13 protein-coding genes and 1 pseudogene are annotated in these 22945 nt (G+C 35.7%); 4 read left to right on the top strand and 10 right to left on the bottom strand.

Translation table 11 applies throughout. From position 1 onward, the window contains the following. From A6A10_RS02595 to A6A10_RS02570, 6 genes are all read right to left on the bottom strand, one after another. A complete protein-coding gene (locus A6A10_RS02595; RefSeq protein WP_121123547.1) occupies positions 1 to 384 on the bottom strand; it encodes a CidA/LrgA family protein in 384 nt (127 codons plus the stop codon). Between the two features lie 49 nt (positions 385 to 433). After that, entirely contained in the window at positions 434 to 2353 is a 1920-nt protein-coding gene (locus tag A6A10_RS02590; protein WP_121123545.1) for an ATP-dependent DNA helicase, read from the bottom strand. A 79-nt stretch (positions 2354 to 2432) separates the two neighbouring features. After that, positions 2433 to 3773, bottom strand: a complete 1341-nt coding sequence (locus tag A6A10_RS02585; RefSeq protein WP_121123543.1) for a replication-associated recombination protein A — start codon at positions 3771 to 3773, stop codon at positions 2433 to 2435. Further along, positions 3773 to 4261, bottom strand: a complete 489-nt coding sequence (gene mreD / locus A6A10_RS02580; protein ID WP_121123541.1) for a rod shape-determining protein MreD — start codon at positions 4259 to 4261, stop codon at positions 3773 to 3775. Before mreD ends, A6A10_RS02585 begins: the two co-directional genes overlap by 1 nt. Then, positions 4261 to 5301, bottom strand: coding sequence for a rod shape-determining protein MreC (mreC, locus tag A6A10_RS02575; protein ID WP_121123539.1), 1041 nt, complete (start codon positions 5299 to 5301; stop codon positions 4261 to 4263). Before mreC ends, mreD begins: the two co-directional genes overlap by 1 nt. Before the next feature lie 97 nt (positions 5302 to 5398). Continuing rightward, positions 5399 to 6451 (bottom strand): rod shape-determining protein, encoded by a 1053-nt coding sequence (locus A6A10_RS02570; RefSeq protein ID WP_121123537.1) that lies wholly within the window; start codon positions 6449 to 6451, stop codon positions 5399 to 5401. 319 nt (positions 6452 to 6770) lie between these two features. Between A6A10_RS02570 and pntA the strand changes: the two genes are divergently transcribed. The 3 genes from pntA (at position 6771) to A6A10_RS02555 (ending at position 14506) form a co-directional block, all read left to right on the top strand. Next, a complete protein-coding gene (pntA, locus tag A6A10_RS02565; RefSeq protein ID WP_121123535.1) occupies positions 6771 to 8300 on the top strand; it encodes a Re/Si-specific NAD(P)(+) transhydrogenase subunit alpha in 1530 nt (509 codons plus the stop codon). An 11-nt stretch (positions 8301 to 8311) separates the two neighbouring features. Further along, positions 8312 to 9736 (top strand): Re/Si-specific NAD(P)(+) transhydrogenase subunit beta, encoded by a 1425-nt coding sequence (pntB, locus tag A6A10_RS02560; protein WP_121123533.1) that lies wholly within the window; start codon positions 8312 to 8314, stop codon positions 9734 to 9736. Between the two features lie 273 nt (positions 9737 to 10009). After that, on the top strand, positions 10010 to 14506 hold the full coding sequence (locus A6A10_RS02555) for an exo-alpha-sialidase (RefSeq protein WP_121123531.1): 4497 nt from the start codon (positions 10010 to 10012) through the stop codon (positions 14504 to 14506). 95 nt (positions 14507 to 14601) lie between these two features. Here A6A10_RS02555 and A6A10_RS02550 read toward each other — a convergent pair whose 3' ends face one another. The 4 genes and pseudogenes from A6A10_RS02550 to A6A10_RS02535 form a co-directional block, all read right to left on the bottom strand. After that, entirely contained in the window at positions 14602 to 16053 is a 1452-nt protein-coding gene (locus A6A10_RS02550; RefSeq protein WP_121123530.1) for a catalase, read from the bottom strand. A 157-nt stretch (positions 16054 to 16210) separates the two neighbouring features. Continuing rightward, positions 16211 to 17497, bottom strand: a pseudogene (locus A6A10_RS02545) (McrC family protein). After that, complete coding sequence (locus tag A6A10_RS02540; protein WP_121123528.1) at positions 17494 to 19875, bottom strand: AAA family ATPase; 2382 nt, start codon at positions 19873 to 19875, stop codon at positions 17494 to 17496. Before A6A10_RS02540 ends, A6A10_RS02545 begins: the two are co-directional and overlap by 4 nt. A 284-nt stretch (positions 19876 to 20159) precedes the next feature. Next, a complete protein-coding gene (locus A6A10_RS02535) occupies positions 20160 to 20783 on the bottom strand; it encodes a nitroreductase family protein (protein WP_121123526.1) in 624 nt (207 codons plus the stop codon). Positions 20784 to 20987: 204 nt separating this feature from the next. On the opposite strand from A6A10_RS02535, the gene htpG reads away from it, so the two are divergent. After that, on the top strand, positions 20988 to 22871 hold the full coding sequence (gene htpG, locus A6A10_RS02530; RefSeq protein WP_121123524.1) for a molecular chaperone HtpG: 1884 nt from the start codon (positions 20988 to 20990) through the stop codon (positions 22869 to 22871). Positions 22872 to 22945 lie beyond the last annotated feature (74 nt).

Here is a 22945-nt window from a genome sequence, read left to right as displayed (position 1 = left end):
CTATTCATCTTCTTCTCCATTTTCTGCTTTATGTGTAAATAATTTTTGAGCCAAATAGCCTAAAAGAATTAGAGACAACATAGTGCTAAAAAAATTAGCAAAAATTAATGAATCTACATGCTGATTAAGCATATCAAATTGATCGACGACACCCGCACAAATGGGTAAAAAGAACAGCGTCATATAACGAGTTAAAGGGGTAGAGGCAGGTAATACCCACGTCACTTTAATTAATCCTATTACCATAGAGGTAAAGAGAATTAACATTCCCCAAATACTTTCAGGAATACCTATTGGAATCAATAGGCTAAGGAGTTTACCCAAATACAACATTAAGAATAATAATGCTAATCCGACAATAAAACGCAATGCTTTAATTAACATACTGCAATCCACAACAAGCCATTAAAAAGAGTAAAACGTTGTGAGGAACTTACCGCTTGTGAAGAAAGTTGATCACTTTATTGAGATCTCGAGTACGGGTGGAAGGTGGTAAACTCTTGAGGAAAGTTGAACCATAGCCACGCATTACCAAACGAGAATCACAAATAATCACCACACCTTTATCTGTGACATCTCGAATTAAACGCCCAACCCCTTGTTTTAAAGTAATCACAGCTTCTGGAATCTGAATTGCATTAAAAGGATCGCCACCTTGTAATTTGCAATCGTCCATTCTCGCTTTTAATAGCGGTTCATCGGGAGCAGAAAAAGGTAATTTATCAATAATCACTAAAGAAAGCGCATCACCTCGCACATCAATGCCTTCCCAAAAACTTTGGGTTGCAACTAACACACTATTCGGTTCTGCAACGAATTTCTCGAGTAATCGGCTTTTACTGGTTTCCCCTTGTAACAATACGCTTAGATTGCTATGTTCACGCAGAAAATCTGCCAAGCCACGCATCATAAAATATGAGGTACACAGTAAAAAACAACGTCCTTCATTTGCCTCGATAACTGGTTGAAGAAGTTGTCCTAATGCCGTTAAAGTATGGGCTTTATTTGTATCTGGTAGGTAGCGAGGTACACAAAGTAGCGATTGATTTGCATAGTCAAATGGACTTTGTAACACCATTGTATCGGCATCATCAATGCCCAAACGATTACAAAAGTGATCAAATTTTCCGCCCACTTCTAACGTTGCAGAAGTAAACACCCAACCAATATTTTGGCTTTTAAGTTGTTCACCAAATTTATCTGCCACAGTTAGAGGAGTAATATGCAATCCAAACGAGCGTCCATTGGCTTCATACCAATAGCAATAACCCATAACATTAGTATCGCTCAATTTATTCAGCAAAACTTTGACTTCTGCTAAACGTTCAAAAATTTTATCTAATGTTTCCGAACGCCCTAGTGATTTTTTAACCACCTCAATTAAAAAGTCTAAATTTTCCTTGAGCTTAGTTAAGCCTTCAACGACTTTGGGATCACTTAATAAATCTCTTAAATTTCCTCTCACCGTCCCACTTCCCATCAATAACCTAAAATCTTGAATAATTTTTTGGAGATGATCGGAAGCTTTGCCTAATTGGGCTAAGTCTTTTAATTCCGTGCGATAAACAATATTGGCATCTTTGCAGATATCAAATAACTGACGAGAAGTGAGAGATTGACCAAAATATTGACTAGCAATATCAGGCAACTGATGGGCTTCATCAAAAATCACCAGTTCAGCTTGAGGAATTAACTCCCCAAATCCACTCTCTTTCACTGCCATATCAGCACAAAATAGATGGTGATTTACGACAACAACATCAGATTCTAAAGCCTGCTTACGAGCTTTAACAACATAGCACTCTTTATAATTGGGGCAATCAGAACCTAAACAGCTATCAGTCGTACTGACTAATTGAGGTAAAATTGGACTATCCTCGGCAATGGTAATACACTCACTCAAATCGCCCGATTGCGTGCCTGTATGCCATTTCCTCACTTTTTTTAAATCAGCAAGTACCGATTTATCGCCCAAAACGCCCATTGCAATCACTTGATCTAAACGTTCTAAACACAAATAATTGGCTCGTCCTTTTAATAAAGCGATCTTGCCAGTGTAATTTAACGCTTTCTGTATGGTGGGAAGATCTCGTTTGAATAACTGATCCTGTAAATTTTTGGATCCTGTGGAAATGATCGTTTTTTTGCGTGAAAGTAAAGCTGGCACTAAATAAGCAAACGTTTTCCCCGTCCCTGTTCCCGCTTCAATCACACTATTTTTTGCAAATTCCACAGCTTTTCCGACCGCTTGTGCCATCACTAATTGCGCTTCACGAGGGCGAAATCCTTGAATATTTTTACTCAGTTTCCCTTCTGTACCAAAGGCTTGCTTGATTTTTTCTTGATAGTTCATTTTATCCAATATACACAAGCGGTGAGATCTTCGCTAAATTTTGCAAAAAATCAGGTTAATCTGACCGCTTGATAATGATTTATTTTTTATAGCGCTGTTGAATACTTTGTTCGTCTTGAGATTTTAACCAAGCCATTTTTTCTTTAATTTGCTTTTCCATGCCTCGTTCGGTTGGGAAATAAAAGTGGGTATCACGTAATTCTTCAGGGAAATAATTTTCACCTGCTGCATAAGCATTGGGTTCATTATGGGCGTATCGGTATTCTTCGCCATAGCCCAAGGATTTCATTAATTGCGTTGGGGCATTACGTAAATGTTCTGGCACATCATAATCTTTCGTTTCTTTAACGAGCTGTTTAGCTTGGTTAAATGCAGTATAAACGGCATTACTTTTTGGTGCGACCGCCAAGTAGATAATCGCTTGAGCAATAGCTCTTTCGCCTTCATAAGCACCGACTCGTGTATAACAATCCCAAGCAGCTAAGGCGACTTGCATTGCTCTAGGATCGGCATTACCTATATCTTCTGAAGCAATGGCTAATAAACGTCTTGCTACATATAACGGATCGCCACCTGCGGTCAAAATTCTCACATACCAATATAACGCCCCATCAGGCGATGAACCTCGTACCGATTTATGTAACGCAGAAATCAGATCGTAAAAACGATCGCCGCCTTTATCAAAGCGAGCCTGTCTTTCGCCTAACACTTCTGTTAAGAGTGATAAATTGAGAAGTTTTCCTTGCGGTAAAATCTCCGCCATATCGCTCATCAGTTCTAAGCAATTTAACGCAAAACGTGCATCACCATTGACATAATCGGCTAATAGATTTAAGACATCATCTTGTAAGATAAAGGTTTCATTACCTAAACCTCTCTCTTTATCGCTAATCGCATTTTGCAAAATATGTAAAATATCGACCGCTTGTAAGGGCTTTAAAATGTAGATTCTAGCTCGAGAGAGTAATGCATTATTTAATTCAAAAGAGGGATTTTCGGTTGTTGCACCAATAAAAATTATCGTACCATCTTCGATATGAGGTAAAAAAGCATCTTGCTGGCTTTTATTAAAACGATGAACTTCATCCACAAAAAGGAGTGTTCTTCGTCCCATCTGTTTATTTTGTTTAGCTTTTTCAATGGACTCTCGGATCTCCTTGATTCCACAAGTGACCGCTGACAATCGCTCGACATCAGCGTCTAAACTATTTGCAATCAATTCAGCTAAGGTTGTTTTACCTGTTCCAGGTGGTCCCCAAAAGATCATTGAGTGAGCGTGTTTAGCTTGAATGGCTCGTCGAAGAGGTTTCCCTTCGCCAATTAAATGAGATTGCCCCACATATTCATCTAGTGTATGTGGACGCATACGGGCAGAAAGTGGTCTGAAATCATCTGCAAAATCAAAGGAAAGAGTGTTCATTAGCGAAGTCTTAATCCTCGACGAATATGTCGCATCAGTAAGAAGATCCAAGGCCATAGAATCCCACTGACTACAGCTCCAAATAATTCCTGTGTATTGAACTCTCCACTGTGTAGAATCAATTCAATAAAGAAAATAGCAAAACGAATCAATGCAATATAAGCAATAATGAGAAGACTTTGTAACCAGAGTGATAAATTACGTAAGATAAGATGATATTTTGCTACGAAATAAATCATAACAGAAAGAACTAATGCATGTGTTCCTAGAACAGAACCTAAAATGACATCCCAAATAATCCCAATAATAAATGCTGTACCAACACTAATTTTATCAGGTAATGCCAATACCCAATAGGTTAAGACTAATACACACCAAGCTGGTCTAAAGCCTTGAAAACCAACAGGCCAAGGCATAAGTTCTAAAACAAGAGCAACAACAAAAATAAAAACTAATACTAAAAACTGAAAAATAAGATTTTGCTTCATCACTCATCTCCTCCTATCTCAGTATTATTTTCAGGTAGCTCTTGCTCTAAAACATCTTCATTATTATCTTTTGACACATCAAGACTATAATTTAGATCATCTTCTCGTACCTGCTCTTTTTTATTTGCTTTTAAGAGATCTAATGGATTCAACATATTACGACGTTCTTCAACGGCATTACGTACATCTTGAGGAGAGATTCTTTGTGCTCCTCTACCTTCCTCTGTTGGCCATAAAAGAAGAACATACCTTAGGTGGTCTAAAGATGCCAAGGGCTTAGATGTTACTCTAGCAAAATGACTTGAACCATCATTAATAACTGTTTCGACTATCGCTACGGGATAACCTTCTGGAAATACTCCACCCAATCCTGAAGTAACTAATACATCACCTTTCATCAAATCAACCATGCGTGGTAAATTATCCAAAATAAGTTCCTCATTATGTCCCGTACCACTTGCAATTCCCCTTACATCATTACGTAATACTTGAACAGGAACAGAGTGAGTTACATCTGTTATCAAAAGAACTCGGCTACTATTTTCACCAACTGAAATCACTTGTCCAACAACACCTCGTTCATCAATTACAGGTTGGCCTACAAATGCCCCATCTTTCCTACCCTGATTGATAATGATTTGCTGTCGATAAGCATCCATTTCAGCTGTCAACACTTCTGCTATTTTTTTATATTCATCTTGTCTAAGAGGGGAACTTAATAATAAACGTAAACGTTGATTTTCTACTTTTAATTGATCTAACAACAATAATTCAGCATTTTTTTCTCTAACTTGCTCCTTTAATACGTCATTTTCTAGTTTTAATTTTTGACTATCAATAAAATTATTACTCACTCCATCTAATACTAAACGTGGAGTATTGGCAAAATAATATAAGCCACTCACTGCTGTTTCCAATACCCCTCTTACTTGTAACATAGCAGAGCTTCGCCCATCAAAAAAAATAAATGTTACTGAAACAACAATAGCAACAAATAGGCGAAGTCCTAATGGAGGTGATTTAGCAAAAATCTGTTTCATATTTTGTACAGAGAAATCTGAAAATAAGTGAAAGGAATCAACAAAAAGAAAATGGACGAGAATCCTATATTTCCGCCCATTTCCAATTTATCAGAAATTAATTATCATCACTGAATACATCACCACCGTGTGTATCAATCATTTCTAATGCTTTACCGCCACCACGAGCAACACAAGTTAATGGATCCTCTGCAACAATAACTGGAACACCTGTTGCCTTAGAGAGTAATACATCTAAATTTTGAAGTAGAGCCCCACCACCAGTCAGTACCATTCCTCGTTCAAAAATATCAGCAGCAAGCTCTGGCGGACATTGTTCCAATACTGCTTTAACTGCTTCAACAATACCAGCTAAAGGTTGCTCTATCGCCTCTAGTACTTGCTTGGAAGTTAATTCAAATGTTCTTGGTGCGCCTTCTGCTATATTATGCCCATGAACTTCTGTTGATAAAATTTCATCACCTTCTTTAATATAAGCTGTAGCAATTTCTTTCTTGATACGTTCAGAAGTAGTTTCACCAATTGCAGAACCGAAGTTTTTACGAACATAAGAAATAATTGCATCATCAAATTTATCACCACCAATACGTACCGAAGAAGAATGGACAATACCATTTAAAGAAAGAACTGCAACCTCAGTTGTACCACCACCAATATCAATGACCATTGAACCAGCAGCCTCATCAACGGGTAATCCTGCACCAATTGCTGCAGCCATTGGTTCTTCAATAAGGTAAACTTCACGAGCTCCCGCACCAATCGCAGATTCTTTAATCGCTTTTCTTTCAACTTGAGTTGCACCAGCTGGGACACAAACCAAAACTCGAGGACTTGGTCGCATAAAATTATTACTGTGAACTTGTTTAATAAAGTGTTGCAACATTTTTTCTGTTACATAAAAATCAGCGATCACTCCATCTTTCATTGGACGAATAGCCAAAATACTCTTTGGTGTACGCCCCAACATTGATTTTGCATGAGTTCCTACAGCTGCAATGCTTTTTGCTGAACCAATACGATCTTGACGTACAGCAACCACCGAAGGCTCATCTAGTACAATCCCTTGTCCTTTTACATAAATTAATGTGTTTGCAGTACCTAAATCTATAGAAAGATCATTAGAAAATAATCCGAGAAATTTTTTAAACATAAATGAAATCCGTAAATCAATTATTAGTAACTCAACATACCCATAGCATGAGCAAAAATTGTCTGTAATATATCAAAAAAGGCTATAAAACACCAATGAATAATTAAAAACTAATGAGGTAAATCTAGGCAATATTAATTATATTTACCTTGAGCCAAAAAATTCCCCCTACACTAAAAAATAAATGATAAAGTTATAGATATTTTAGTTGCTCCATAAGTTTGTTTTTTACTCAATTAAGCAGTTAGGAATTAAACACAGCAAAAAGTTGCAAAACTAAAATATTTTTTTATTTTCACAAAACTACACAGGAGTCTTTATGCTTATTGGTGTACCAAAAGAGTTGCTGGACAATGAAAGTCGTATAGCAGCAACGCCCAAGACCATTCAGCAAATCCTCAAGCTTGGCTTTGAGATTGTTGTAGAAAACAATGCAGGATTTAAAGCAAGCTTTGAAGATAGTGCTTATACTGAAGCTGGCGCCACCATTGGAAATACAAAGTCAGTTTGGAATGCAGACATTATTTTTAAAGTAAATCCACCTACAGATGAGGAAATTCAATTAATAAAAGAAGGAGCAACCTTAGTTAGCTTTATTTGGCCTGGTCAAAATAAGGAGTTAATGGATAAACTTTCTGCCAAAAAAATTAATGTATTAGCAATGGATGCTGTTCCTCGTATTTCTAGAGCACAATCCCTTGACGCATTAAGCTCAATGGCAAATATTGCAGGTTACCGTGCAGTAGTTGAAGCTGCCCATGAATTTGGTAGTTTCTTCACTGGCCAAATCACTGCTGCCGGTAAAGTTCCGCCAGCTAAAGTGTTAGTTATTGGTGCTGGTGTGGCTGGATTGGCAGCTATAGGTGCGGCAAATAGCTTAGGTGCTATTGTTCGTGCATTTGACTCCCGCCCTGAAGTAAAAGAACAAGTTGAAAGTATGGGCGCTAGCTTCTTAGAAATTGATTTCAAAGAAGAAGGCGGTAGTGGTGATGGCTATGCTAAAGTGATGTCAGAAGAATTTAATAAACGAGCTTTAGCTCTCTATGCTGAGCAAGCCAAAGAAGTTGATATTATTATCACTACAGCGTTAATTCCAGGTAAACCTGCTCCTCGATTAATTACCAAGGAAATGGTTGAAAGCATGAAACCAGGTAGTGTAATCGTCGATTTAGCGGCTGCAACTGGTGGTAACTGTGAGTTATCAAAAGCAGGTGAAGTGGTTGTTACCGACAATCAAGTTAAAATTATTGGCTATACTGATTTACCAAGCCGTTTACCAACACAATCATCTCAACTTTACGGCACAAACTTAGTTAATTTACTTAAACTACTTTGTAAGGAAAAAGACGGCAAAATCAATATTGATTTTGAAGATGTTGTTTTACGTGGGGTAACAGTAATCCGTGATGGTGAAATTACGTGGCCAGCGCCACCAATTAAAGTCTCTGCACAACCACAACAAAAACCAAGTACACCTGTAGAGAAAAAAGAAGAAAAGCCGACTAATCCAAAAGTGAAATATGGCTTATTTGCATTAGTAGGTATTCTCTTTCTATTAATCACTTCCGTTGCACCAGCATCTTTCCTCGAACACTTCACTGTATTCGTCCTTTCTTGTGTTGTCGGATATTATGTTGTATGGAATGTAAGTCATGCCTTGCATACCCCTTTAATGGCTGTAACTAACGCAATTTCAGGCATTATTATTGTTGGTGCATTACTACAAATCGCACAAGGCGGATTCTTTATCAGTATCCTTGCCTTTATTGCTATCTTAGTTGCAAGTATTAATATCTTCGGTGGATTCAAAGTAACCCAACGTATGCTTGCTATGTTCAGAAAAGGTTAAGGAGAAAATCAATGTCTTTAGGTCTCGTACAAGGTGCATATGTTATCGCTGCACTTCTCTTTATCATGAGCTTAGCAGGTTTATCCAAACATGAAACTGCTAAAGCCGGTTGTTGGTACGGAATTGTCGGTATGGCGATTGCATTAGTTACCACAATCTTTGGTCCACAATCAGAAGGGACTTTCTTTATTTTAATCGCGATGGCTATCGGTGGTTATCTTGGTATACGCAAAGCATTAAAGGTTGAAATGACAGAAATGCCTGAACTAGTCGCTATTCTACATAGTTTTGTAGGTCTAGCTGCCGTATTAGTTGGTTTCAACAGCTATGGTTTGCACCAAGAAGCTATAATGCCTGCTCATTTAGATACAGTGGCACAAACAGCATTTCTCGCAGAACAAGCAACTCTTGCAACTATTCATAACGTTGAAGTATTTTTAGGAATTTTCATTGGCGCAGTAACATTTACAGGTTCAATTGTTGCTTTTGGTAAACTTAGCGGAAAGATTAATTCAAAAGCCCTAATGCTACCACATCGCCATAAGTTAAATTTAGCGGCGTTGATCGTATCTGCATTGTTACTTATCGTATTCTTAAATAATACACATAATATTTTCCCTGTATTAATTATGACTATAATCGCATTAGCATTCGGTTGGCACTTAGTGGCATCTATTGGTGGTGCCGATATGCCCGTTGTAGTATCAATGCTAAACTCTTACTCTGGTTGGGCTGCTGCAGCTGCTGGTTTCATGCTAAATAATGATTTATTGATCGTTACCGGCGCATTAGTAGGTTCATCAGGTGCAATTCTTTCTTACATTATGTGTAAAGCAATGAACCGCTCATTTATCAGTGTCATTGCTGGTGGATTTGGTAACGATGTTCAAGTTAGTTCAGATGCTGAACAAGGTGAACATAGAGAAACAACTGCTGAAGAAGTGGCTGAAATGCTTAAAGGAGCAAGCTCTGTAATCATTACTCCAGGATACGGAATGGCGGTTGCACAAGCTCAATACCCTGTTGCAGAAATCACTCAAAAATTACGTGAACGTGGTGTAAATGTCCGCTTTGGTATTCACCCAGTTGCAGGTCGTTTACCTGGTCATATGAACGTATTACTTGCTGAAGCAAAAGTGCCTTATGATGTCGTATTAGAAATGGATGAAATCAATAATGATTTCCCTGATACTGACGTTGTATTGGTTATCGGTGCAAATGATACCGTAAACCCAGCTGCAATGGACGATCCAAACAGTCCAATCGCAGGAATGCCAGTTTTAGAAGTGTGGAAAGCACAAAATGTTGTTGTGTTTAAACGTTCAATGGCTGTAGGTTATGCTGGGGTACAAAACCCATTATTCTTCAAAGATAATACGCAAATGCTATTTGGTGATGCGAAAGATCGTGTTGAAGATATTTTGAAAGCACTTTAATTTTAATTAACATAACTTGAAAATCGGAGAAACTATCATTCTCCGATTTTCTGTTTCGATATTTAAAAAAACTAATTTCCAAGTCAATTAACCACATTCTTAACCAATTTTCTCATAAATAACAAGCCTTAAATATAATTAGCTAATAATAAGTAAAATAATCATCTCTTGTAACCTAAATCAAAATTTAGAAAATAATTTACTCTACCTTACAAATAAGTTACATTATTTAAGATTAAATTTATTTGCCACATTATTAAACAAGGAAAGTATATGAAAAAAACAATATTGGCTATGTTAATTACATCATTCACAACAAATTATACTTTTTCAATAGAAAGTGATAATTATATTTTTGAATATTCAAGTACTAAAGGCTTATTTAAGCCTTTAGATCTTACTTCACAATTTACAAACCATAACACACTAAATCTAGAAAATGGCTCAATCACATTTAGATTTAAAAATGGTAGTGACTTTGGCACATTTCTAGGAGTTGCTGATCCTGATTCCAGTACTAAATATCTAAGTTTTTATTCATATGTTAATAATCCTATTGGGAAAGACACCTACGGAATTGAAATTAGAAATGGAGGTAGCGAAGTTATTCGTACAAATGTCCCAACATCATCAAATGAATATAGAAATATTACTTACACGTTTGATAAAACCAATAATAAGGTTGAGATGTATATTGATGGTGAAAAATTATTGTCTAATAATAATTCTAACTTTTTTACAGATATACCTAATATATCCAATGCATTTTTAGGGGAAACAAGACGTTCTACCGTTGGTGGCTTTAATACCATGCGTTTTAATGGTGATATATTTTATGCTGATTTTGATAAAAATGTACTAACTCCAGAAGAAGTTGCAGAAAAGCATAAATATTTAACAGAATTCCAAAGCTATTCTTTAGGAAAGAAACAATACTTTAATACATATAAAACGACAGCTACGCCTTTATTTATATCTGGTCAGAATGGGGCTAATAATTACAGAATCCCGTCTCTATTTACAACAAAAGATAATGTGGTTATCGCCGCTATTGATAAGCGTCATCAACATCCAAACGACTGGGGCAATATTGATACCGTTATTCGTCGAAGTTTGGATGGAGGAAAAACATGGGAAGATGATCAAGTTTTAATTGATTTAATCTCACAACCTTATGGTAATCAAAATTCTGCATTTTTAATTGACCCTCAAATAGTACAAGATAAAAATACAGGGCGTATATTTATGATTGTAGATATGTTCCCAGAAATGCGAGGACTATTTGGTTTAACAACTAATAGCGAAGGGACTGGCTATAAGAATATAGATGGTAAAAACTATCGTTTACTAACAGATGCAAACAATAATCAATATACTGTTAGAGATGATGGAATTGTCTATGATGAAAGTAATCAACCAACAGACTATAAAGTAGTTGTTGAGGGGGATATAAGCAAATCTTATCAAGATCTTGGTGATTTATATCGAGGTGACAACAAGGTTGGTAATATATTTTTAAACACTCAAAATGAAGGAAATCAGAGTGCGCCATTAATGGCAAAAATAACTAGTTATCTATGGATGATTCATAGTGATGATAATGGAAAAACATGGTCTAGTCCTGTTGATATTACCCCACAAGTAAAAGCAGATTGGATGCAATTTTTAGGTACTGGCCCAGGTAATGGTATTCAACTCAAAAATGGCAATTTAGTCGTCCCTGTTTATTATACAAATAATGTAGGCGGATTAAATTCACAATCTCCTGCGGTCATAATTAGTAATGATGGCGGTAAAACTTGGACACGTGGAGAATCGCCAATAGATCGATGGGAGTATCAAAATGGTGGAACTAGAGAATTAAATACTCGAAATAAACAAATGACTGAGTCACAAGTAATCGAGTTAGATAATGGCGATCTAAAAATGTTCTCTAGAAATCTAATGGATAATTATGTTGTAATTTCTACCAGTAAAGATGGCGGATATACTTGGCAAAATACCAGACAAATTGATGATGTTTTATTAGAACCATACTCTCAACTATCTGTTATCAAATATTCAAAAAAAATCGATGGTAAAGAAATCGTTATTTTTGCTAATCCTCACGCCTCAAATCGAAGTAATGGGAAAGTTTGGCTAGGTGAGGTTCAAGATGATGGTACCATTGAATGGAAATTTAATACGACTATTACTACGGGTAGCTATGCCTACAATAGTTTAACTGAATTACCTAATGGAGATATTGGATTACTTTACGAAGAGAGTGCGTCTTCTATTAACTATGTTCGGTTGAATTTACAGGAACTTGTATGGCACGATAACCTTATTTATAGAGATATAAGAGCTGATAATGAAGATAAAAAAGAGTTCTCTTTAGATTCTAATATTGCAGAAACTTTCTATAAAATTGGTGATGGAGAGATGGTTAAAGTTGGGAAAGGAGAGAATTTAGCAAATCTTGTCGTCAAAGAAGGAACTGCCACATTAAACCAACAAGCTGATAATAATGGGAAATTATCCGCATTTAATTCTGTTACAGTAGAACAAGATGGTAAAGTCAGATTAGGCTCACCTGATCAGGTTAATTTAAGTAATATAAACTTAAATAATGGTACATTAGATTTAAATGGCAATTCAATTACTTTATCTCTTGATTCAGAAGCAGCGACAGGTCTTAGAAGTTCAGATATTTTAGGTAATATTATCAATGAAGATAATACTAAACCATCTGAATTAACTTATACACTCAATGGTGAAAATAGTCTAACTGGTAATTTAGGAAGTGAATCGGGAAATTTAGATTTTATCTATACACCAGAAGATCATAGTTCTAATTTTACTTTAAATGGTAACTCTATTCTTAATGTTGTTGATATTAAATCTGGGTCTATCACTTATGCTTCTAATACTGAACATCTAATTAATGATCTTCAAATTGCAAAGGATGCCAACTTTATACTTGATAGTGGTACAAATACAACGATTAAATCAAGTGATGTAACAGGAAAAATTCGTGTGCAATCTGATAGTAACTCACTCACCCAGTTGAATATAAACTCATCGGGTACAGGTGAATTAATCAAATCAGGTGATGGTCTACTTAAACTAACTGGTGCATTATCGCATTCTGGACAAACTCACATTCAATCAGGAGCAGTGGAATTAAATGGAAGTTTATCCAACGGTGCATTATTAATTGATGAAAATTCAATTTTAGGGGGAAATGCAATTATTACGTCAGAGAGCACATGGAAAAATAATAGTGTTATTCAACCAGGAATTGCACAAAATGAAGGCAATTTTGGCAGTAGAGTGATGAAATTTGCTAATGTACTCAATGGAGGTGCGAATTTATTACTACGAGTAAATAATGCAAATGAAGATATTTCTACTTGGGAACATGATCAAGTATTAATTAATGGCGATGTTGTTTCAAGAAAAGCAATACCGGTAAATGTTCAATTCCTAGGAGAAGGACAGTCCAATTCCGACACCAATAATAATGGTAAATATGATCCTGATGAGGGTATTTCATTAATACAGGTACTTGGAGACTCAACGGCTGAGCAATTTGTTTTAGGTAAAAGACTTAATTCAAATAAAGATGAAACAGATCTATTCCAATATACTCTTGTTGGTGTGGACAAATCTGTATCAAATACTGCTCAAAGTAAACTTGATGATCCAAATGCTAGATTCTTTGATTATCGTTTACAAACCTTACTTGTTAATGAAAATGGAGAAAACCCAGACCCAATAATCAAAGTAGCAACTGACACAGGCTCTTCTATTTCAACAGAAGACAAACCTACATTATCTACAGAAGATGCACTCAATTTAGCAGGACAAGAATATCGTGTTGCTATTAATCAAAAAGTTCCATCTTATCTTGTGGCAAATAACGCTATCCTGAATCAAGGAGATACAATTCGCAGACAATTTATGGATAATATCTGGTCTATAAATAAGAAAGGCTTTTATATTAATCAACAAAATGGTAATTCTAGATATACATCTGATGTGAGCTTCAACAATTATGGGTATGGTTATAAGGCTACACAAAGCAGTACATTAATTGGTGGGTTTACTCCAATAACAGAAAATATGGAATTGCATGCTGGAATTGGATTTAGCAAACAAGATGTTACTCCTCGCTCACCTGATGGTTATAGTGAAACTCGCTACAAATCTACATCGTTCTTAGCAGGGCTACACAATAGATGGAATAATATTATTCTTAATTCTCATATTGGATACCACATTCATCATGGTAAGGTTTCCACTGCTGAACAAAGAAATATAGCAAGTATTAATGCAAAACAATTCCAAATTGGTAGTGAAGTTGGTTATGCAATACCGTTAAATGATATTACTATAACACCAACAATTGGAATAAATTATCAAAGAATCAAAACTAAAGTAAATGACCATAGTAATGATTGGAATATATCAATGAAGCCATACAATGTATTCAGTCAATATATGGGAGCTAATGTAGGTTGGAAAAATGAAATTGTTGCACTTAATCTTGGCGCATTTTATGAAAATAGCAATCTCGATAGAAAAGATGTACTCATCTCTGATGGAAGACAACATTCTGACTTCATGACAGGAAAACAAGGTGATGCATTCTTAATGAAAATAGATAGCGAATTTACAATAACTGAGCAATTATCTTTAGGTTTAAAAGTTGAGCATAGACATGATATTTCTGATGCTAAATTGAAACAAACCCAGTTCGGAGGAAGATTAGAATATAAATTTTAATTAGAAAGATTTTATTTTAATACAAAAGAAAGCCCCAAATTTGAGCTGATCTCAAAATGGGGCTTTTATTTACGACAGAGGAAATTTTATTTTAATTATTTGGCTAATTTTGTACGAATTGCGTTAGCTAATTCTGCACTCACTTTTTCAAAATGAGTCATTTGTCTTTCAACAATCTCAGGCACTGTTACACCTGATAATCCAGCTGCAAAGTTTGATGCCAAACGATCTTTTTCTTCAGCTGTAAACACATTATAAAGTGCAGCTGGTTGTGAATAGTAATCTTCATCATATTCACGGAAATCAAAATGTGCCGCTTCACGTTCAATTTGTAATGGTAATTGATCATGTGTTGGTACGTAAGTGTCAAAACGATTTGGCGCATAGTTAGGATGCTCGCCACCATTTTCATCCATACGCATTGCACCATCACGATGAGTTGTGTGATATGGGCATTTTGGTGCGTTTACTGGAATCTGATGATGATTCACACCTAAACGGTAACGCTGTGCATCTTGATAAGAGAACAGACGACCTTGTAACATACGGTCTGGTGAGAAACCAATTCCCGGTACGATATTACTTGGTGCAAATGCCGCTTGCTCTACTTGTGCAAAATAGTTAGACGGATTACGGTTTAGCTCTAATACACCAACTTCAATAACTGGATAATCAGCATGTGGCCATACTTTTGTTAAGTCAAAACTATAATTATGCTTGTGTGCATCTGCTTCAGGCATAATTTGAACTTGTACAGTCCAGCGAGGGAAATCGCCTTTTTCGATAGACTCATACAAATCTTGCTGACTTGATTCACGGTTTTCACCCACAACTTTAGCAGCTTCTTCATTAGTAAAGAATTTATGACCTTGTTGAGTTTTAAAGTGGAATTTCACCCAAAAACGTTCATTATCTGCATTTACAAAGCTATATGTATGGCTACCGTAACCATTCATATGACGTAATGTTGCAGGAATACCACGATCACTGAATAACGTCATAATTTGGTGCATTGATTCAGGGTGACGTGACCAGAAATCCCATGCAGCATTTGCATCACGTAAATTTGTTTGCGGATTACGTTTTTGCGTATGAATAAAATCAGGGAATTTTAATGGATCACGAATAAAGAACACTGGTGTGTTATTTCCCACTAAATCCCAGTTACCTTGTTCTGTATAGAATTTTAATGAAAAACCACGTACGTCTCTTTCTGCATCGGCTGCCCCACGCTCACCAGCTACAGTAGAAAAACGTAATAAGACTTCGGTTTGTTTACCTACTTCACTAAATAATGCTGCTTTAGTGTATTTAGTAATATCATGAGTAACGGTAAAAGTACCAAATGCTGCTGAGCCTTTAGCATGTACAACACGCTCAGGAATACGCTCACGGGCGAAATGTGCTAGTTTTTCTTGAAACCAAACATCTTGTAAAAGTAATGGTCCTTTTGGACCTGCTGACATAGTATTGTCGTTATCTACAACAGGCGCACCTGCTGCTGTTGTTAATGTTTTTGAATTATGATCAAATGGACATTTAGACATAAATATTCTCCTCGAATAATAGGTTATTGGTTTTGTGAGGCGAATTCTAGAGTAAACATCATCCATTGTGAAACTATCAAATCAATAAACTTTAACTATTAAAAATTAAATATTGATAGTTAAATTTATTATATTTGATAAATAACCAAAACATCCCCTAAATGTTAATACCTAAACTTAAAAAAAGGCTCTGCCAATCTCCAATTACCAACTCATCTTGTTCTATGCAAAATGGTACTACCCACAATCTTAATTCATCATTGAAATAAAAACATTCTAGGGGACGAGTAAAATTAGTATGCTTAGGATAAATAAGCATCATATCACCCTGTGCATTTAGATACTTATGTCCATAGGCAAACATTTGATAAATATCAGATTGACTGATACCAAAGTCTTTATTAATACCAGAGTCTAAAAGCTTCCATTTAGTATCCATAACACATACATTTAATCTTGAGTTTTTAATCAATAAATCAGGCTTTAAGGCAAATCGTTTTTGAGAGTGATTTTTGGTATGTCGACTATAAATCATGTATTGGTTCTTTGCTTGTGATACCAAATTAAAAGGCGCTTTAATCTTAGCGTTTAAACAATAAGCAACGTGCTTCTCAAAAAGGGTTTCCATAGGAAATAATAAGGCAATACCTTGATGCATACCCTTTTGAAAATTAGGATTCATTTGCTCTAATATAAGCTTACACCAAGGCTTTATCGTACGATACGATTGTAATATTTTGCTATCCTCCCATTTAGGGAAATCTATCAACGGATTAATTAGACTGTGAATGGGAGTAAGAATATGCGACAGCTCATTTGCCAATCGCCAGTTATTCGAAGTTTTACAAAGCCTTTGCACATAATTAAGGGCTGTTTTAATTAGTCTATTTTCTAGGCGATCTGGATGATAAACATCATGGCGAATATGAAAACGATGAGCCTGCCCAATAGGTTGTCGTTGCTATTTAGCAATATCAAGTTGACCACGAATAAAATTGCTTTCTTCTGCAATTCTCAGGTAATCAAAACGTAACCCTGATGCGACTAAATCATTCAATGCTTGTAAAAACTGATTGAATATCCATTCATGGATAGGTAACTTCATACGTTGTAAATCTGCCGAATGCATTTCTTTTGGAGAGATCCCCATTGATGAACACAGCATTTTACACAAAACTTGTCTTGCCAATGATGGATTATTAGAACCTAATCCTGTCTTCGGTAGTACTTCAATAGCTTCTCCATGAGGGCTTTGTAAATAGCCAACATAGGACTGCAATTGAAGCCATTGCGGGCGCTTATAAATAATAAAGCGTCCGTACCCTTCACGTTCGCTTAACTGTACTAACCAATCAAATGTTTCTTTTTTTATGATGGCTAACTTTGAGTTAGTCACAACATCTCTGTTTGTGGTTAACTCCGCATATTCTTCTACCTGTATCATTCTTGACTATCCGATGATTCAGGTAGTTGGGTGTGAGGCATCAATATTTTTTGATACGATTCAGGCTTAGAAAAAGCACGTTCATTAATTTTATAACGGCGGTCGTTCACTAAGCCCTCAATATCACTACCAAACAGCTCACTTAGTTTTGGCGATAAACTCTCAGTTTGTATAAATTTCTCATCAGCTTGTTTATTAGAATCATTTAACACCCAACCGATACGCTCCCAATCTGAAAAGAAGTACTCTTGTAATAAAGGAATAATGCGTTTTTCAAAAATATTAGCTAGTTCCTTTTCTTTCTGTTCTTCTTTTTCTAAATTTTTTAATGTCCAAAAGTATGAGTGACCTATTGTATGTTCTCTATCTAATAAGACTTCAATACGGGCATTTATAGTCGATAACAGTTCAGATACATCCACACCATGCACAGTAATACCTTCTAATAAGCGAGGATTAGGCAATAATTCACTAAATTCAAAACGTCGACGCAAAGCAAGGTCTAATTGAGTCAATGATTTATCTGCGGTATTCATTGTACCCAAAATATAAAGGTTAGATGGTACCGAAAATTTCTCCTTAGAATAAGGAAGCGTTACTTCACGTGCATCACTGCCACCTTTTCTCTTATCTGGTTCAAGCAATGTAATTAGCTCACCAAAGATACGGGAAATATTACCTCGGTTGATTTCATCTATAATTAACATGTAATTATTTTCCCTCGGTCTAGAGGTATCTAGAGCAGATCTATCTTTAAAGTAATCTTGTCTTTCCAGCTCATCTAATAATGAACTCCATTTTAAATGTTTTAAGGGTACACATGTCGGAATTTCTAATAGTTTGTTATGGTTTAAACTATATATATCTATTGATACATTTTTTAAAAACCAATTAACTTTACGAACATGTGGGTAACAAGAAAATTTATCGATGCTATTCTTGTCATAAAAGTAGTCAGAGGTAACTATACCTACTGCCTCTATAGATTTTCTCGTTTGTAAGCAAACAATTATATCCCCGATTTGAATATTTTCATGAAAGTTAGTAATTGAATTTTGGTTCTGTGAACTCTGATCATAAAAATACTTTTTTTCAGCCTCTGTTTTGTCATTAATATCAATATTTAGATCGCCTACTTCTTTCCAGCCAATCCTTGCTTCTCCAGCCTCTATACATGCTTTACGAAACTCAGCTTCCTCTCTTCTACCTAAGGATATTTTCCAAATATTGGGTTCTTTAGATAAGTCGACTAAACGCTCCCTCATTGTTTCATTAAGAGATGCATTTGCTAACCTTTTAAAAACCCCATCTTCTACACTATAATAAACTTGCTTAGTTTCTTCATCAATTTCTGCTCGGATACCCTCTATAAAGTCCTCATAAGCAAAACTTTGATGAAACGTTGTAAAAGCAATACGCCCCTCAGCAGTTAGCTCATCATACCTAACTTTCAACTTATTTCTTCTCTCTACACTATACTGTTCTGGTTCAGGATATTGCTGTGTTAGCTTAGCGTACCAATTAGGATCTACACATTCTACGGCAAGTTCCGTCGTTTTATAGGTTTTACCCGTGCCAGGAGGTCCGTATAAGATGCGATTTAGAGGTATTGTTGTGGTATTATTTGATTTTGAATTTTGTTTCATTTGAGTGTTTACCTGTGGTGACTGAACTTGTTTTTTGTATTTTTTACTATTTTGGTTTTCAATCCATGCTTCATAGGATATTTCCCAAAATGGCTTATTGTTAGTTTTGATTCTAACTTCATCTAGACATCGTTGATAATTAGCAAGTTTTTCATTTTTATTGTTCTTGGGGACATTTAGCCTTAGGGAGATTAAAAAAGGTCTGGTTTGAGAGTCTATGGGTAAATACTTAGAAGGATTAATATAGAAGATATTTTGAGTCAGTTTATCGAAACCCACTTTTTTGATTTTAAGAACTTTATCGAAGGTATCATCATCAATCTTACCATTTCTTATTTGCTCAAAAAACTTCCAAAGTAATGGTATTGAATCATCAGAACGTTGATCTTTTGAAGGAAATAGCCAGGCATTTACTTGTTGAGATTTCGGTACACCATAAAAATCCTTAGGTATGGGGATCTGTATACCCATTTTCTTAATTAGATTACTAATAAATGTTTTTCTCTTTTCATCTCCAAATTTTAAAATTAAAGCAATGAATGTAAAAGGATCTATTTCTTTTAATGTGCTCTTTTTACCATCACTATCAACATCTTTAAGTCCATTACCAACACCAATTTCAATCAAAATATCGATTAGCTCTTCCTGTCTATCCTTATAATCTACTAGCCAATCTGCGATAGCTTTAAATGTAGGTATCCATGTATAGCCTTGTTCATTATTTACACTCATACTTCACCTATCTATTTTCATCTCTGGGGGGAGTTATATAAATTTTGCATAATATCTCTGATAAAAGGACCTCATTATATAACTGAGTGACATATTGCTCAAAATCTAAAATTGAGCAATAAACAAGCTGACAAGTGTTGTTTAGTGATTTGATGCGTAAATCAAAGTTGTTCTGATGAGTTTTAATTCCTACAAATTATCTTAGTAAGCTAGAACTGTGCTAATAAAAAACAGGCGAAGATATAATCTTTCGCCTGTTTTTAAAAATACTACCTATTTTTATCTTAAATAAACTGAGTTACTTCTTTTGCATCAAGTCTCACAGATCCATGTGATTCATAATTTGCTTTACCAATTGCTACAATCATAATGGGAACATATCTTTCTGCATCTAAACCTAACGCTGCTGCAATTTTATCTTCTTCAAAACCACCGATCGGGTTAGTGTCATAGCCATGAGATCTTGCGACTAACATAAATTGCATTGCTGCTAAACTAGAATCTATTTTCACAATATCATTCATTTTTTGCTTCGGTGCATTTTTATAGAAAGGCATAAATAAACCTAGCAATTCAGTTTTAACTGATTCTGGCATTATTCCTTCTTGTACTGCTTGAGAATAAATTTGCTCACCTTTTTCATAACACTGCATATCCCCGAAAATCACAACCATCGCAGCAGAAGTATCATTCTGTCTTGTATTAAAACGAACTAGTGGTCTTAAGGTGTCTTTACCTTTTTCACTGTCAACTACAACAAATCGCCATGGTTGCATATTGACAGAAGATGGGGCTTTTGTTGCCTTTGTAATCATCTCAAGCATTTCTTCATGACTAATTTTCACATTTTCATCAAAGACTTTAATTGATCTACGATTAAAAGCAATATCTTCAAAATTATTATTCATTTTATTTTCCTTTTTTATAACTAAATAGAACTTTGTAACAGACACAGTATAATGTATATAGTTTCACTTGCCCTAACTCAAATTGCTAAAGATCCAACAATTTCTCTCTTGAATTCTAGTTTTTATCCCCCATCTATCCAACGTTTTCAGATAAACAACAAGCGGTGAGATCCCGCTTATTTTTTGCAAAATTAAGAGGATTATATGAGTACAAATCAACAAACACACAGTTTTCAATCGGAAGTAAAACAATTACTTCAATTAATGATCCACTCACTTTACTCCAACAAAGAAATTTTCTTACGTGAATTAATCTCTAACGCATCGGACGCTGCCGATAAACTTCGCTTTAAAGCCCTTTCAAATCCAGAACTTTACGAAGGCAATGGCGAATTGCGTGTACGTATTAGTGTAGATGAAACTCTTGGCACAATTACCATCAGCGATAATGGTATCGGTATGAGCCGTGAACAAGTTATCGATCACCTCGGTACTATCGCAAAATCAGGTACAAAAGAATTTTTAAACGCGTTAGGCTCAGATCAAGCGAAAGATAGCCAACTTATCGGGCAATTTGGGGTAGGTTTCTATTCATCATTTATCGTTGCAGACAAAGTGGTTGTCCGCACTCGTGGTGCAGGTTTAGATAAATCTCAAGGGGTAGAATGGGAATCAGCAGGCGAAGGCGATTACACTGTTTCAGATATTGAAAAAGCAGATCGTGGTACTGACGTTATTCTTTACCTTCGTGAAGATGAAAAAGAATTTTTAGGCGAATGGCGTTTGCGTGAAATCATTGGTAAATATTCTGATCATATCGGTTTACCAGTAGAAATCGAAACCAAAGAATACGATGACGAAGGCAAAGAAACAGGTAAAAAATGGGAAAAAATCAATAAAGCTCAAGCCCTTTGGACTCGTGCAAAAAATGAAATCACTGACGAAGAATATAAAGAATTCTATAAACACATTAGCCACGATTTCTCCGATCCACTTTTATGGTCTCATAACAAAGTAGAAGGTAAGCAAGAATACACGAGCCTACTTTATATCCCAAGTAAAGCACCGTGGGATATGTTCAATCGTGATCAAAAACACGGTTTAAAACTTTATGTACAACGTGTCTTCATTATGGATGATGCCGAAGTCTTTATGCCAAATTACTTACGCTTTATGCGTGGTTTGCTCGACTCTAACGACTTGCCATTAAATGTATCTCGTGAAATCTTACAAGATAACAAAACAACAGCAGCATTACGTTCAGCATTAACTAAACGCACGCTTCAAATGTTAGAAAAATTAGCAAAAGATAGCCCAGAACAATATCAACAATTCTGGAAAGAATTCGGTTTAGTCTTAAAAGAAGGGGTTGGTGAAGACTTTAGCAATAAAGATCAAGTGGCTGGATTACTCCGTTTTGCTTCAACACACACTGATAGCAGTGAACAAGCGGTCAGTTTAAGTGATTATGTTGCAAGAATGAAAGAAGGACAAAAAGCGATTTACGTCTTAACGGCTGATAGCTATCAAGCGGCAAAAAATAGCCCGCATTTAGAATTATTCAACAAAAAAGAGATCGAAGTCTTATTACTTTCTGATCGTATTGATGAATGGATGTTAAGCTACCTAACTGAATTTGATGGTAAACCACTCCAAAGCATCACTAAATCAGATTTAGATTTAGGCGATTTAGCGGATAAAGAGGAAGAAGAAAGCCAAAAAGCTCAAGAGCAAGAATTTGCATCTTTCATCGAACGTGCCAAAAACTACTTAGGCGATCGTGTCAAAAAAGTGGTATTAACTCACCGCTTAACAGACACACCAGCGGTCGTTTCAACGGACAGCGATGAAATGGGTACACAAATGGCGAAACTCTTTGCAGCTATGGGACAACAAGCACCAGAAGTGAAATATACCTTTGAGCTTAACCCTGATCACGCAATGGTAAAACGTGTTGCAGATGTGGCTGATGAAGATCAATTTACCGATTGGATTGAATTGTTATTTGAACAAGCATTACTTGCAGAACGTGGTACTTTAGAAAATCCAAGTGCGTTTATTAAGCGTATGAATAAATTATTGGGTTAATTACTTTATAATCTTACTAACAGAAAAGGCATGGTATTCACTATCATGCCTTTTTTCTTAATCCACAAAACTTA

This window comes from Otariodibacter oris (genome assembly GCF_009684715.1).
Lineage (GTDB): Bacteria > Pseudomonadota > Gammaproteobacteria > Enterobacterales > Pasteurellaceae > Otariodibacter > Otariodibacter oris.
The sequence above is the reverse complement of the archived record's forward strand: the minus strand, read 5'-3'. Positions and strand labels throughout refer to the sequence as shown.